The sequence below is a fragment of the uncultured Sneathiella sp. genome, from assembly GCF_963973085.1.
Lineage (GTDB): Bacteria > Pseudomonadota > Alphaproteobacteria > Sneathiellales > Sneathiellaceae > Sneathiella.
Window position 1 is genome coordinate 433,729 of the sequence record NZ_CAXAXA010000003.1, and the last position, 13,560, is coordinate 447,288.

Genomic DNA, 13,560 nt, shown 5'->3' on the forward strand with positions numbered 1-13,560 from the left:
TTCTCCAATTGAATGGAAGGGTTGCGCGCCCGGTTCATTTCAGATGCATTGAAACCTAATCCCTGTATTTGGCAGGGGCAAGCTCTGATTTATTTTCTTTCAATGCCCTCATGCTTGTGATATCTGCGACATATGGATATGCAATTGATCATACGACGACGACAGGCTGCCGCCCTTTTTAGTGCTGCCGCTTAAGTTTGCCTTTGCTTTGGTCATTTGAGAATTCGTGACGGTTCGGGGCTTCATTAAGAGGCGTTTTCGTCCAACCCGACATTTAAATGGAACCCCGTCATGCCCCAATTTATTCAAGAACGCCCCGGTGACGCTGCGCTGATTGAGCCGCTGCTTGATGAATGCTTTGGCCCGGACCGGTTTAAAAAGACCGCGTATAAAGTTCGTGAGAATATAGCGCCACAACCGGAATTAAGTTATGTCGCTGTCGATGGGGAGCGCCTTCTCGCAACAATACGGTATTGGCCAATCACCATTGGCGGCAAGACGCCAGCCTTGCTTCTTGGGCCGATCGCGGTATCGCCTCGGCTACAGGGGAAGGGGATTGGCGTTGGGCTTATTCGTGAAACATTGCAAGTTGCACAGGACCTCGGGCATCGTCTTATTGTACTTGTTGGTGATCCGGAATATTACGGCCAGTTTGGCTTCGAAAATGCAGCCAGACGTGGTTTTCTGTTGCCGGGACCGGTAGAAGAGCGTCGGTTTCTGGTGAAGGAATGTGTCCAAGGGGCTTTGAAAGACGTTTCGGGAATGCTTGCCGGAGCGCCGCTCACGTCATTACCGCCCGGTCGTGTTGCGACGGAAGCTGAAACAGAGCGATTGACAGGACAACTAGCGGCCTTCTCGCCACCAGCCGACGCATAGAAATGTCAGCGCAAGAAGCAGTGCGACCAGAGGAGGCAGCATTGCTTGCCGATTGTAGCCGGTAACTTCATAATTTTCGTTTGCACGAAGACCAAACCAATAATCGGCGGACTGACGGTTGTCCGGTCTTGTGCGGCGGAAATCAGGCAATCCATCCGTCGCCAGCCACCGAATTCCGCCGTCCGTTGCCTTTGCCGCGCCCATAACCTTCTCTGTACTTGCCCTGATTTCATGCAATTCTTTCGGGTTGAGAGCTCCGACCGCCACCAGTGATTTCCGGGCGCCGTCATCGAGGACATGCAGGCCGCTTGTTTGCAGTGGCACCGACCCGGTTTGAACGCCGTTTTCACCTTCAGAGAGATCCGTTTGTGTGACTTTCCCGTCCGGATCGGTCACTGTCACCTGGGCTGTCGCGGTTTCGAGAGAGCGCCGTTGAATTCTCAGCATGTCACCGGATACGATAGCTTTCAGCTGTTCTTCTTCCAGTTCCGGCTCCTTCATCAGCCAGTGAGATATGCGCCGCAGCAATTCCGATTGCGGTCCGCCGCCTTCATAGCCACGTCCCCAGAGCCATGCATGATCGGACAGGAGCTGGGCAACGCGGCCTTCGCCGCTGCGTTCCAGAATAAGCAAGGGTTGTTGTGACGGTCCGGTCATCAAGGTATTTCCGCCAAGAGCCTCCGCCTCGATCATGCGAAACCAGCGCCCCCAGCTTTCGTCGGCTGTCGCCTTAGCCTTTAACAGGCCAGTCACAGGATGCCGTTTACCGATGTCACTCACGGCCGGTACATAACCTTCATTAAAAACGTAACCCGTTGGGCGACCGGGCAGCACTTCCGACAACGGGGTCTGATAAAGACTGAGCGGTGTGGCGAAGGCGGGGCCTGCCGCCTCAAGAAGGGCGCCGCCCTGTTGTACATAGCGGGAGATATTCTGAAGGTAGCTGGACGGCAGGACACCGCGCCGACGGTATCGGTCGAAGATAATCAGGTCAAAATCATTTAACTTTTTTTCGAACAGGTCGCGGATCGGAAAGGGAATCAGGGACAACTCTGTTATCGGGGTTCCATCCTGTTTTTCCGGCGGTCGTAAAATTGTAAAGTGAACCAAATCAACAGATGGATCCGACTTCAGGATATTGCGCCACCCCCGTTCCCCCATATGCGGTTCGCCAGAAACCAGCAGCACTTGAAGCCTGTCGCGAATACCATTGACGGTAATATAGGCGCTGTTGTTCTTTTCCGTGAGCTCTCCTTCCATTGGATCAACAGTGATCTCGACGAAATTGGCGCCGGCATGGGTAAGCGTGAGTTCTATGGAAAGCTCTGAGCCGATCGTTGCGAGTTCCGATGCGAGGGGATCACCATCCAGTTTGACGGAGACACGCGCGGCTTGAATTGGTTCATCCAGTCCAAAATCCTCCACCTTGAGCGTCAGCTGCAACGGCTGATCCACAATACCAAAGGCGGGGGCTTTCACAATGCGGAGTACACGGTCTTTCTCATTTGGACTTCCGGACAGGAGGAAATGAACCGGCCCCTCGCTTTTTCGGATGCTGTCCTCTGCGGGTACGTCATGTATCTGTCCGTCCGTAATGAAAATGGTCGCTGCAATCCGTTCTGGCGGAAGATTTTTCAACGCCTCTTCGCGGGCGGCAAACGCATGGGTACCGTCTTCCTCTCCCTGCAGGGAGCTCGCCTCGTTCTTTACTGTAACGGTCTCAACCTGGAGGTTGGGAGTGGCTTCAAGTCTGGATTTAAGTTCTTCAAAGGCAGAATTGGACGTCTCGTTGCGGGTGCCGATTTTTTGGCTGTTGGTTTCATCCAGAACAATGAGCACAACATCGTCCAGAAAACTCCGCTTTTCGGTCAATAAAACTGGATTGGCGATCATCAACAATAGCAGGGAAAGCAAGGCAGTCCGCAGGAATGCTCCCCGTCCTCGCCGCCAAAATGCGAAAAGGATAATGATAGCGGAAATAATCGCCAGTGCGATCAGCCAACCCAACGGCATGTAGGGATGAAAATCGAGCGCGGAAACGAAGTTTTCTTCCGTCATTGTCCCAATCTTTCCAAAATGGCAGGAACATGGACCTGATCCGCTTTGTAATTCCCCGTCAGGGTATACATCACAAGGTTTATGCCGAAGCGGTAGGCCAGTTCCCTTTGACGTTCGTTCCCCGGGAGTGCTGCGGCCTGATATCGGCCGTCCTCATCGATTGCCCAAGCGGCAGCCCAGTCGTTGCTGCCGATCACAACGGATGCGACCCCGTCGTTTCCCTGATTTCCGCTGGTGTCCTCAATCCACACTTCGCCGCCGTCATAACGACCCGGAAAGGCCTGCATTAGGTAAAACGCGCGGGTGACAACATGATCCGGCGGCACCTGATGCACCCGCGGTATGTCCAGCCGTGCCGTTAGTTGGCGAAGTCGGATATTTTCCGGACTATTATAAAGATCCATGCCGTAACTGCTGACGCTGTTCTGGTTGCGTGTGTCGAACAGGATTGTTCCGCCGCCGTTGAAATAGTCATTGAGCTTGAGGATGGCCTGCTCTGACAAAGTCGGAAAGTCAGGTGTGATCGGCCAGTAGATCAGGGGATAGAAAATCAGGTCATCCTGTTCAATATTTATGGCAATCGGATCCTTTGCCTCCACTGCAGTCCGGTTCCGAAGTTGCCGGCTTAATCCGACAAGACCGGCCCGGCTCATTACGTCGATTGTCTGATCATTCGTGCGAATGTAGCCAAGACGTGTGTCAAGCGTGGCCGCCAATGCCTTGGCATCTCCGCTCAGATCGGCATCCTGAGCTTCGCTATTGATTGGGAAGATGGCAAGACCGAGGCCGACAGAAAGGAGTATGGCTGAGACCTTGCCGGTTGTTCGAAAGGCGGGAAGCCTTCCTTGCAAATGGAGTGAAATGATTTGATCGATCAATACCAGCAGTAATGCCGCGACTAACAGGGCCATAACGAGCTCAATCACCACGGACTTGTCAAAATACTGGACGGTTGCCGGAAACTCGCTGGCATCCATAACCGAGTAAACTGTATCGAACTGGCCGATATTTAGGGCAATGCTGAAATTCTCATCCCCATAATAGCCGGGGGGATGGCTTGCGTTTAACGATGCCCCTGTCATTTCTGACATATCAAGAGGTTCCGCTGCTCCTGTTTCGGTGCCTAGTTGGCCAAATCCGTCCAGCATCTGGAACGGGGGCAAACTCCGCTGATCCGATAGATTCTGGCCAGTGAACTGCCCGAGATTTCCAATTTCGCGAAGCATCTCAACAAACAGCCCGGAGAGAGCCAGATTTGACCATTCCGGTGTCGCGGTCGTGTGGAACAAGACCAGCCAGCCCGCTCCTTCCCTTGCCGCAGTTACCAGGGGCGTGCCGTCTTCCAGTTGGGCCCATGTCTTGTCGAGAAGGCCAGGCGATGGGTTCGCCAGTACTTGCGTTGTTACGGTGATTTCGTCAGGGATATCAAGGCTGGCGAACGGGCTGTCTTGTGGAATCGGACCAAGCGGCGCGGGTTGATTCCATGACATGGCCCCCTGCAAGCTGCGATTGCCGGAACGAAGATCAACCGGGACTAGGGTGCTGGTAGAGTTCGCAAGTTTCGGGCCGGCAAAGCGAACGAGGACTCCACCCTTTGCCGCCCAGTCAGCAAGTGACCGTTCAACCCCTTCCGGTAAGTTTGCCGTATCACCAAGCGCGATGAGAGAATGTTCGCCTTCCAGAAGCTCCTCAACTGTGCCTTCTGCAATGTCAAAAAAGGGCTCCAGAGCTTGAACAAGATAATGTGTCTCGTTCAGGAGGGGCTGATCAAGCTGGGTAGAATCGCTGCTGATCAGCCCCACCTGCCGTCGCTGCCATCGTTGATCAAGCAGGAAAAGCGCGCCCGTATTCCGGCTATTGGCTATTTCAAGGCGACGGATATTATTTCGAACCTTGTTGGGAACATTAAGGGCGACGGTTGTACTATCCTCGCCTGCCTCGAATACGAAGGGTGCCGAGGCGACAATCTGCCCCGATCCGTTCCGCGCCGTCAGTACTCCGCTCGTACCCGTTGCGCCAGTTGGCAAGCTAAGCGGTATACTCAATATCTCACCCGCAATTTCCGGTGTTCCGATAACCGGCGAGACGATCAGCTCTTCAGAATGGAAAATCGTCAGCGGCCCCAGCGCGCGAATGGTTTGGAAAAATTCAACCAGTCCTGAAATTTCATCTTCTGGCAGAACGCTGCTGGAAAGCCAGATGAATTCCGGGTTATCGAGAGTCTCCAGACGTGGCATCAGTTGCGAAAGATCATCATAACTTGATGGCCATGATTTTGGTTCAATGGATGTCGCGATGCCAAGTGCTTCTCTATCTGCAAGCGGCTGAAGATCGGGGAGTACGCCGGTCGCCAGAGCCGAGGTGGTTACAACATAGATTTGCCGCTCCTGCCGATTGGCCTCGGTTACCAGCTTGCTAAAAGTAGTTTTCAGGCCTTCCCATGATTCGGCGGCAGTCCAGCCGTCATCAACAATCATAACAACATCGCCAGAACTATTTCGCTGTTCAGGCAGATTGATAACGGGGCTGGCAATTGCAATGATGATCAGCGCCGCAATTAGAAGTCGCAGCAGCAGAAGCCACCAAGGGGTTGTTGCCGATGACTGCTCGTCCTTTTTCAGATTATAGAGAAACTGGATTGCCGGGAAGGTAACGGACTTTGGCTGCGGCGGGACGATTCGCAGCAACCACCAGATAAGCGGCAGTGCAATCAGGGCTGTGAGGACCCATGGATACAGAAAGGAGAGGGAGGAAAGTGCCAACATTACTTGGTGGCCCCTCTAATGTTAAGGGCTTCATATAATCGGGCAAAGGCATTGCTTGCGGCCTCATCCGTGCGGTGAAAGTCATAGTCCCATGAAACATTCTCCGTCAGAGACATAATCGCTGCGCGATGTGCCTCAAATAACGACTGATATTCCTCGCGCACAGCCTCTACGCGTCCAAGGGTGAGACTGTCTTCTGCGGCCATCGAGAGAAATCGGGTGCGGCCCTGAAATGGCAGATCAACTTCCGCAGGATCGGCGATATGAAGCAAGTAACCATTGCAGCCAAGATTAACGAAGTGACGGACTGTTTCCGTGATTTCCGGTAATTCGTGTAAAAAATCACTGATAAGCACGATTGTGGACTTATTGGAGAGACGGTTCGCGGATGTAAGTTCGCGAAGAGACGGAGTTTGCATTTTGACAATGCGATCAACAAGCCTGTTAAATGAAGCAGGCCCGGTAGACGCTTTTTCCTCTTGCCCGAGCAGGCCAAACTTTTCCCCACTTTTTGAAAGAGACAGGGCGAGCGCGAGGCTCAAAACCGTCGCTCGGGAAAGTTTCGACGGTCCGTTCGTCTCTGATCCGTAAGCCATGGTCCGGGCCTCGTCACGCCAGATCCAGACTGTTTCAGCCGTTTCCTGTTCCTTCTGGCGAATATAAACATGTTCTCGTTTGGCGCTTTGGCGCCAGTCAATGCTGGTTGTCGAATCGTCCGGGCCATAGCGCTTGAATTGCCAGAAATCTTCACCGGTTCCGGCGCGGCGGCGGCCATGGACGCCCATATCAAATGCATTTACCAGATGCTCTGCGGCTAACACCAAGGGTGGAAGAGTTTGCGCAAGGCTCTCAGCGCTATCCCTTTCGTCCGGTGTTCGGGCTTCTACAGGGCGCGGTTTGAACATCCATTACTCCAACGGGGCGGTAAGTGAATCGATAATATTCTCCATCGTGATATTTTCGGCGCGCGCAGCATATGATAGCGCCATGCGATGACGCAGGATCGGTTTCGCCAGGGCAACGACATCGTCAATTGAGGGGCTCAATCTTTTTTCGAGCAACGCACGTGCCCGCACCGCAAGGATGAGGGCCTGGCTCGCGCGGGGCCCCGGACCCCAGGAAACATACTTGTTCACCAGGTCGTTTTCACTCTCGCCGGGTCGGCCTTCCCGCACCAGCTTTAGGATGGCGTCAATGACAGCATCGCTGACCGGCATTTCGCGAACCAAATGTTGCGCCTCCATTAGTTCCTGCGGTGACAGGACCTGTGTTGGGCGCGCTTCATCATTTACTGTGGTTTCGAGCAGGATACGCCGCTCAGTCGCCCGGTCAGGATATCCGACATTGATCTGCATCAGGAAGCGGTCTAGCTGCGCCTCTGGTAGCGGATATGTACCTTCCTGCTCGATAGGGTTCTGGGTCGCCAAAACATGAAAGGGTGTCGGTAATGGGTAGGTTTGCCCGGCGACCGTAACCATCTCCTCCTGCATGGCCTGCAGAAGGGCCGACTGCGTTCTCGGGCTCGCACGGTTTATCTCGTCGGCCATAAGGATCTGGCCAAAAACCGGGCCTTTCAGGAACTTGAAGTGTCGACTGCCGTCTTCCGCTGTTTCCAGAATCTCAGACCCGAGGATATCGGCGGGCATCAAATCGGGCGTGAACTGAACACGTTTGTCATCCAGCCCAAGAACACCTCCGAGTGTTTCCACCAGGCGTGTTTTTGCAAGCCCCGGCACCCCGATTAATAATGCGTGACCGCGGGCCAGCAGCGTGATTAAAGTCAATTCGACAACCTGATCCTGACCGAAAATAAATTCACCAATGCCAGATTTCAGAGCGGAAAGTTTTCCAGACAGGTCATCGACTTTTGCAAGGATTTGCTGTTCCGTAATGCGAGTGGTATTCATGCGAGCCTGTCATCCTCAGCGAAAAATGGTTAAGCTAGACTGGCGACTTGGCAGCCAGCGACGACTAACCTAGATATAGTATCAAATTATGAGGGTTTAAGGCCAAAAATTATGACAACAGCAGATACAAAAGACGGACTAAGCGCTATCATCAAGCAGATTGATGGGCAGAAACACCCGCCCGTTCATTTGTGGAATCCCGACTTCTGCGGCGACTTGGACATGCGGATTGCGCGAGATGGAACATGGTTCTATTTGGGCTCCCCGATCGGCCGAAAGCCGCTTGTAAAGCTGTTTTCCGGGGTTATCCGGCTGGATGATGATGACAAATATTATCTAGTTACACCGGTGGAAAAGATTGGTATCACCGTTGACGATGTCCCGTTTGTTGCTGTTGAAATGTTTGTCGAAGGGGAAGGGCGCGATCGGATAATCAGCTTTCGAACGAATGTTGACGATTTCGTGATCATGGATGAAGATCACCCCTTTCGCCTCGAAATTGATCCCGAAACGAAGGAGCCGTCCCCCTATGTTCGTGTTCGGACAAATCTTGATGCGTTGATTAATCGTCCGGTGTTCTATGATCTTGTCAATCTGGCTGGCGAAGAGATGATAGACGGGAAAGCCCGTTTCGGATTTTGGAGCAGCGGACAGTTTTTCGAACTCGGATTGGTGAATGACATCTTTGGTAAGTGAAGAGCAGGGTCTAATAAGGAAGTTGCGCACAGTGCTGGGGCCTGTGCCAACAGAATTATCGCCAGCGCTAAGTCTGGACGGGAAGGTGCGGGGCGATCATGACCTCAACCCCGCAAGCGCGCCGTCACGGGAGCTGCCGTTTATCCCCGCCGCAGTTCTGGTGCCGATCGTTTTACATGACACGGGACCCACGGTTATTCTTACCCGTCGCGCCACTCATCTGACCAAGCATGCCGGCCAGATCAGCTTTCCGGGCGGGCGGGCGGATGCGGAAGATGAAAATGCCGTTACGACGGCCTTGCGAGAGTCGCAGGAAGAAATCTCTTTGGATCCAAATCTGGTAGAGGTGGTCGGATCCCTGACAACCTATATCACCGTGACGCGATATTCCGTAACTCCGGTTGTCGGGTTGGTGCAGCCTTCCTTTCAACTGCGCCCCGAAGCGGGAGAGGTCTCAGAGATATTCGAGGTTCCGCTTGATTTCTTGATGGACCAGCAAAATCGGGAAAAACATAGCGGCTTTCATAATGGTGTTGAAAGATTCTGGTATGCAATCCCGTTTGGAGACTATTATATCTGGGGTGCAACGGCAGGGATGATCAAGGATTTGTCAGAACGGGTAATATTAAAATGATCAGGGCGATACTCTTTCATATAATTCCTCTCATTCTTCCCTTCGTTGTTTATGGCGTATACCTGTATTTCAATGCGCGGGCAGGAGGCGATAAAAGCTGGGGGAAAACCTCCCTTGCGATTGCCACCATTTCCGGCCTTCTTTTAATGGCGATTAGTCTGATCACGCTTGGGCTGGTAAGCGGGGAATCGAGTGAAGGCACAATCTATGTTCCACCCCGGTTTGAAGATGGGCGTATCATAGATTCGCAAATTCTGCCTGCAGACAACAAGGACTGACGGCTTAATGCCGATATCAAGGCACCTTGTCGATATTCATCAACATCCACCGCGCTGGCGCCGCTGGCCCGAAACCGAAGCCATCATTGAGGCGCTAACTAGTGATGGCGGCAGTGTAAGGTTTGTTGGGGGTTGTGTTCGTGATTCCCTGCTCGATATCGTGACGGAGGATATTGATATTGCGACAGACCTGTTGCCGGATAAGGTGTTGAAGCAACTTGAAAAGGCGAATATCACCGCGATTCCCACAGGAATTGAACATGGCACTGTGACAGCGGTCATGGGAAAAAAGCATTTTGAAATAACGACGCTCCGCGTTGATACCAAGGGACACGGGCGCCATGCTGATGTGGCCTTTACTCTTGATTGGCAACAGGATGCGGAGCGTCGTGATTTTACATTTAATGCCCTTTATCTCGATCCGGCGGGACATCTTGTTGATCCTGTCGGCGGGCTTGCAGATTTAAAAGCGGGCTACGTTCGCTTTATCGGGAACGCAAGGGCACGAATTCGCGAAGATCGCTTGCGCGTGTTGCGGTACTTTCGTTTTTATGCGGGCTTTGGCGCAGATAACCCGGATAAAGACGCGTTGCAAGCCTGTGCGAATTCTGCCAGTGAACTTGGCAATCTCTCAGTGGAGAGAGTCCAGAAAGAGTTGATGCTTCTGCTCGCGGCGGAGGACCCCTATCCGGCGCTGGTTCTGATGAGTGAAACCGGAGTTCTTGAGGCGCTCGTCGGCCCTGTGGACCTTCAGAAGCTAAAACGGTTACTTTCCCTCAACATTGAAAGTGATGCAGTGCAGCGGTTTGCTGTTCTGCATAAGGGGAATCAGAAATCGCTTCATTCTATGGTTGACAAGCTCCGTTTCTCAAACAAACAGAAAGAGCGAATTTCTGTGATGTGTGCCGGTCAGGTCACGGAAAATATGTCACCGCAAGATCGCAATATCGCATTATACCAGCTTGGGCCACTCGGTTTCGTCGATCAGACTTTGATGCGTTGGGTGGATGAGGGCTCTCAGTATGATCTTACACCTTACCTTGAAGATGCAGCGCGTTGGACGGCTCCTGTTTTTCCGGTCAACGGCGGAGATTTGCTGGCCCATGGCATGGCAGAAGGTGAGGCCCTCGGGCGCCTCCTGAAACAAATGGAAGCACGCTGGATCGCTTCCGGCTTTAAACTCTCCAAAGCAGCGCTCATTCGTGAATTTTTACCGGACGCCTAAAATCCATCCTTCTTCCATCCGGCATTTCTTTTCGTCTTCGGTGGAAAGCCAGGCAGGTCGGGAAAACGCTTCTTGCGCTGTTCCGTCTGCGATTTTTTCAAGTAACCAATCACGAGCGGCCAGAACTTGCCTTGCATCTTTGATCGGATGATCATAACACCCATGATTGTTCAGGCTCGGCCAGATTTCCGTCAGGACAATGCCATTAATGTCTGCTTCCCAGTTTGTTTCAAACGGCCAGAATTTGACGCGATGAGCAGTTTCCGGAATTTGAGCAAAGTCGCTAAGTTCTTTAAGGCCGGTGAGGGACTGGCTACCGACGGATCCGGTTGTATAAAGTTTCCAGACAGATGAAATTGTTGTTTGTTTCTTTTTTTCACGAAGATACTTTTCGACGATGCGCCATTCATGGAAGTTATCATGGGAGAAAACAGGCTTTTTGATGGTGAGTTGAGGCGATGCCGACGCAGCCGGACATCCCCAGAAAGGGCCCGGCGATGAAGAAATTTCTGCATTCAGCCTTGCCGCAACGTCAAAACGATTGTTTCTGTCTTGCTTATCCGACTGTAAAGTTTTTGCAATTCGCGCGGCTGCGGTTCTTCCGCCGCCCAGACCGCTTCCCGCCGGATAGCCAAAAGGGAAATCGAATCCGACACAGGCGGAAGTGTCGTGACTGACAAGCAGGTCACGAATGCGCTTCATGCAGTCGCGGCGGGTTCGAAAATATTCCGCATCCGATCGAAAACCGCCGGCAGCCCATGCTAGCCAGCATCGGTCCGGCGAAGGTTTGGCTGGGCCGGCAGAGGCCGCCGCTGACCAGTCCACCATGATCACAAGATCAAACATTGTCTTTCTCTGCGGCAAAGGCCGCCGTAATGATAAGGAAAATTATGTTATGATAAACAAGTGATTTTGTCGCGTAATTGACTACATTAAGAGGACGCAGATTATACTCAACCGCAAAAGGAATATGCGATGAAACATGTCTTGCTGGCATCCGCGGTAATAGTTCTTGTCTCCTTTGCCCAGCCAGCTCTGGCGGATAACAAGGAGGATGATCCGGGAAATCTGGCCGTAGAGGGGATTACCAGGTTAATGGATGCGCTTGGCGCCTTTATTGCCTCCATACCGCAATATGAAGCGCCGGTAATGAATGAAAATGGCGATATTATTATCCGCCGCAAGAATCCGGATATGGAGGAAGAAAAGAAGGCTCCGAAGCTTGAAGAAACCTCGACTTGAACTGGTTGGGGCAATGAAGCCAGTATTCATCACGGAAAGCGGATAGTTGGCAGTGTCTGATTCTCCTATTTTCATCTTAATGACGAATGAGATGGAGTTTTAAAATGATAGAAGAAGCAAAGCTGCAGGCGATCTTATCCCGGGATAGAGACCAGGACGGCAAGTTTGTTTATGGTGTGACAACGACAGGCATTTATTGTCGTCCGTCGTGTCCGGCGCGAAATCCAAAACCGGAAAATATCCAAATTTTTGAATTGCCGGAAATCGCGGAAACAGAGGGCTTTCGTGCCTGTCGCCGCTGTCGGCCAGATCTTGTGAAAATCGCTGATCCGGGGCTGTCTCTTGTCCGCCAGGTTTGCCAATTGATTGAGCGGCATATTATTGCCGAGCAAGGTTCCAGGGTCACATTGGGTTGGTTGGCGGAAGAAACCGGGTATAGTGAGGATCATCTTTCCCGCAGCTTCAAGAAGATTCTCGGGGTTTCACCAATCGACTATTACGACAACCGACGGACACAGCTCTTCAAGAAGAACGTAAAGGCAGGAGACAGCATCGCCGCTGCGGCTTATGGGGCGGGCTTCGGTTCGGCATCACGGCTCTACGAGAAATCCCATGCTCGGCTCGGCATGACGCCGGCATCCTATGCCAAGGGAGGCGCAGGGGCGGAAATTGCCTATGCCTTTGCGGATTGCTTTCTCGGTCTGATGCTAGTGGCGGGCACGCGTAACGGTGTCTGCGCTGTTTATTTTGGTGATAACCAGCAGGCGTTACTGGATGAGTTGATGCGCGAATTTCCTCATGCGGAAATTGCGGCTGATGTTGGACGCCTGGCGGATTGGTCGAAGTCAATTGTGGATTTTCTTCAGAAAAGTTCTGAGGCACTTCCGGGAATTCCGCTAGATATGTATGGAACCGCCTTTCAGCGACGTGTCTGGCAAGCACTGCTTGATATTGGACCCGGTAAAACGAAAACCTATCGTGAACTGGCGGAGGAGTTGGGGGCTCCTAAATCTGCGCGTGCGGTGGGGCGGGCCTGCGCGACCAACCCCGTTTCATTGATTGTTCCCTGCCACCGTGTAATCGGCACGGATGGAAAACTCCATGGCTATCGATGGGGACTTGAACGAAAGGAAGCGTTACGGGAGTGGGAAGCGACGCTATGACATGTGTCAGGACGCTGGCGCCGATGTCAATTTGCGAGCGTTTTCCTCAGTAAAACGGCGCTGGCTTGCTTCTTTTATCCGCTCGGCCAATTGTTCCCGTTTCAGCTTATAGGCCTTGCGGGCGGCATTCATCCGGGCATCGGTGGCCTTGCGTCTTTCCTTTTGCCAGATTTTCATGACTTTTTGGCGATAGGGAACATAAAACTTGCTGTTGCGGGAATGATAGTGAGCAATGGCAAGGTTCCACGAGCGACTTTCATCGCGAAGGCTTTTCAGGAGTTGTGCGGCATAATGCGTATTCTGGGTTGGGTCCAGAGCGCTTTCCAGATCTTCGAAGGCTTCTGGATGATAGTAAAGATTAACTTGCATACAGCCGACATCGATATTGGTGACACCTTTTGCTTTCAGCATTCTTACTTCTTTGACCGCGGCGGCTTTGTTCGGCAGGTATCGGCCGCGACCCTCGGCATATACTGTCCAGGGCCAGGCAATCATTTCCTTCTTTTCCTTGTGCCAATGGCCACTCTCGGTCAGGGAAATTGCCGCCAAAAGGCGTTTGGGAAGCCTGTGTTCTCGTTCCGCTGCGGCCACCGCTTCGGTACAGACAGCCGCATATTCCGGCGATTTGGCGATGACGCTGGTCGCATTGGCGGGCATCGTACCAACTGCCATCAGGATAAAGGTTATTGTCCAGATCAAAATACGCATTTATTTCC

13 protein-coding genes are annotated in these 13,560 nt (G+C 52.5%); 7 read left to right on the forward strand and 6 right to left on the reverse strand.

What is annotated here, in order from left to right:
- The first annotated feature begins 291 nt into the window (after positions 1 to 291).
- On the forward strand, positions 292 to 876 hold the full coding sequence (locus tag AACZ19_RS09990) for an N-acetyltransferase (RefSeq protein ID WP_339633488.1): 585 nt from the start codon (positions 292 to 294) through the stop codon (positions 874 to 876).
- Here the strand turns inward: AACZ19_RS09990 and AACZ19_RS09995 are convergent.
- Genes AACZ19_RS09995 through AACZ19_RS10010 form a run of 4 tightly spaced genes read right to left on the reverse strand, consistent with a single transcriptional unit; the run spans position 844 to position 7,606 of the window.
- Entirely contained in the window at positions 844 to 2,934 is a 2,091-nt protein-coding gene (locus tag AACZ19_RS09995; RefSeq protein ID WP_339633490.1) for a hypothetical protein, read from the reverse strand. The two genes, AACZ19_RS09990 and AACZ19_RS09995, sit on opposite strands and share 33 nt — an antisense overlap.
- Entirely contained in the window at positions 2,931 to 5,699 is a 2,769-nt protein-coding gene (locus tag AACZ19_RS10000; protein ID WP_339633492.1) for a DUF4159 domain-containing protein, read from the reverse strand. Before AACZ19_RS10000 ends, AACZ19_RS09995 begins: the two co-directional genes overlap by 4 nt.
- Positions 5,699 to 6,604 carry a DUF58 domain-containing protein gene (locus AACZ19_RS10005; protein WP_339633495.1) on the reverse strand — a complete coding sequence of 302 codons (906 nt, stop codon included), beginning with the start codon at positions 6,602 to 6,604 and terminating at the stop codon, positions 5,699 to 5,701. The genes AACZ19_RS10000 and AACZ19_RS10005 overlap by 1 nt, the downstream gene beginning before the upstream one ends.
- 3 nt (positions 6,605 to 6,607) lie before the next feature.
- On the reverse strand, positions 6,608 to 7,606 hold the full coding sequence (locus tag AACZ19_RS10010) for a MoxR family ATPase (RefSeq protein ID WP_339633497.1): 999 nt from the start codon (positions 7,604 to 7,606) through the stop codon (positions 6,608 to 6,610).
- Positions 7,607 to 7,717: 111 nt separating this feature from the next.
- On the opposite strand from AACZ19_RS10010, the gene AACZ19_RS10015 reads away from it, so the two are divergent.
- From AACZ19_RS10015 to AACZ19_RS10030, 4 genes are read left to right on the forward strand one after another with little or no spacing between them, the layout of a single operon-like run.
- A complete protein-coding gene (locus AACZ19_RS10015; RefSeq protein WP_339633499.1) occupies positions 7,718 to 8,302 on the forward strand; it encodes a DUF1285 domain-containing protein in 585 nt (194 codons plus the stop codon).
- A complete protein-coding gene (locus AACZ19_RS10020; RefSeq protein ID WP_339633501.1) occupies positions 8,283 to 8,936 on the forward strand; it encodes a CoA pyrophosphatase in 654 nt (217 codons plus the stop codon). Before AACZ19_RS10015 ends, AACZ19_RS10020 begins: the two co-directional genes overlap by 20 nt.
- Positions 8,933 to 9,214, forward strand: a complete 282-nt coding sequence (locus AACZ19_RS10025; protein WP_339633503.1) for a DUF6111 family protein — start codon at positions 8,933 to 8,935, stop codon at positions 9,212 to 9,214. The genes AACZ19_RS10020 and AACZ19_RS10025 overlap by 4 nt, the downstream gene beginning before the upstream one ends.
- Positions 9,215 to 9,221: 7 nt before the next feature.
- Positions 9,222 to 10,439 carry a CCA tRNA nucleotidyltransferase gene (locus AACZ19_RS10030; RefSeq protein WP_339633505.1) on the forward strand — a complete coding sequence of 406 codons (1,218 nt, stop codon included), beginning with the start codon at positions 9,222 to 9,224 and terminating at the stop codon, positions 10,437 to 10,439.
- On the opposite strand, the gene AACZ19_RS10035 is transcribed toward AACZ19_RS10030, so the two are convergent.
- Entirely contained in the window at positions 10,425 to 11,285 is an 861-nt protein-coding gene (locus tag AACZ19_RS10035) for a hypothetical protein (protein WP_339633508.1), read from the reverse strand. The two genes, AACZ19_RS10030 and AACZ19_RS10035, sit on opposite strands and share 15 nt — an antisense overlap.
- A gap of 129 nt (positions 11,286 to 11,414) precedes the next feature.
- On the opposite strand from AACZ19_RS10035, the gene AACZ19_RS10040 reads away from it, so the two are divergent.
- Both AACZ19_RS10040 and AACZ19_RS10045 read left to right on the forward strand, forming a co-directional pair.
- Positions 11,415 to 11,681 carry a hypothetical protein gene (locus AACZ19_RS10040; protein WP_339633510.1) on the forward strand — a complete coding sequence of 89 codons (267 nt, stop codon included), beginning with the start codon at positions 11,415 to 11,417 and terminating at the stop codon, positions 11,679 to 11,681.
- 104 nt (positions 11,682 to 11,785) lie between these two features.
- On the forward strand, positions 11,786 to 12,844 hold the full coding sequence (locus AACZ19_RS10045; protein ID WP_339633511.1) for a methylated-DNA--[protein]-cysteine S-methyltransferase: 1,059 nt from the start codon (positions 11,786 to 11,788) through the stop codon (positions 12,842 to 12,844).
- Positions 12,845 to 12,850: 6 nt separating this feature from the next.
- Here the strand turns inward: AACZ19_RS10045 and AACZ19_RS10050 are convergent, their stop codons facing one another.
- Positions 12,851 to 13,552, reverse strand: coding sequence for a transglycosylase SLT domain-containing protein (locus AACZ19_RS10050; protein WP_339633512.1), 702 nt, complete (start codon positions 13,550 to 13,552; stop codon positions 12,851 to 12,853).
- Positions 13,553 to 13,560 lie beyond the last annotated feature (8 nt).

What these genes read in the sequence shown, in the direction of transcription:
- AACZ19_RS09990 (WP_339633488.1), top strand. Translation starts at nt 292, where the DNA reads ATGCCCCAATTTATTCAAGAACGCCCCGGTGACGCTGCGCTGATTGAG.
- AACZ19_RS09995 (WP_339633490.1), bottom strand. Translation starts at nt 2,934, where the DNA reads ATGACGGAAGAAAACTTCGTTTCCGCGCTCGATTTTCATCCCTACATG.
- AACZ19_RS10000 (WP_339633492.1), bottom strand. Translation starts at nt 5,699, where the DNA reads ATGTTGGCACTTTCCTCCCTCTCCTTTCTGTATCCATGGGTCCTCACA.
- AACZ19_RS10005 (WP_339633495.1), bottom strand. Translation starts at nt 6,604, where the DNA reads ATGTTCAAACCGCGCCCTGTAGAAGCCCGAACACCGGACGAAAGGGAT.
- AACZ19_RS10010 (WP_339633497.1), bottom strand. Translation starts at nt 7,606, where the DNA reads ATGAATACCACTCGCATTACGGAACAGCAAATCCTTGCAAAAGTCGAT.
- AACZ19_RS10015 (WP_339633499.1), top strand. Translation starts at nt 7,718, where the DNA reads ATGACAACAGCAGATACAAAAGACGGACTAAGCGCTATCATCAAGCAG.
- AACZ19_RS10020 (WP_339633501.1), top strand. Translation starts at nt 8,283, where the DNA reads ATGACATCTTTGGTAAGTGAAGAGCAGGGTCTAATAAGGAAGTTGCGC.
- AACZ19_RS10025 (WP_339633503.1), top strand. Translation starts at nt 8,933, where the DNA reads ATGATCAGGGCGATACTCTTTCATATAATTCCTCTCATTCTTCCCTTC.
- AACZ19_RS10030 (WP_339633505.1), top strand. Translation starts at nt 9,222, where the DNA reads ATGCCGATATCAAGGCACCTTGTCGATATTCATCAACATCCACCGCGC.
- AACZ19_RS10035 (WP_339633508.1), bottom strand. Translation starts at nt 11,285, where the DNA reads ATGTTTGATCTTGTGATCATGGTGGACTGGTCAGCGGCGGCCTCTGCC.
- AACZ19_RS10040 (WP_339633510.1), top strand. Translation starts at nt 11,415, where the DNA reads ATGAAACATGTCTTGCTGGCATCCGCGGTAATAGTTCTTGTCTCCTTT.
- AACZ19_RS10045 (WP_339633511.1), top strand. Translation starts at nt 11,786, where the DNA reads ATGATAGAAGAAGCAAAGCTGCAGGCGATCTTATCCCGGGATAGAGAC.
- AACZ19_RS10050 (WP_339633512.1), bottom strand. Translation starts at nt 13,552, where the DNA reads ATGCGTATTTTGATCTGGACAATAACCTTTATCCTGATGGCAGTTGGT.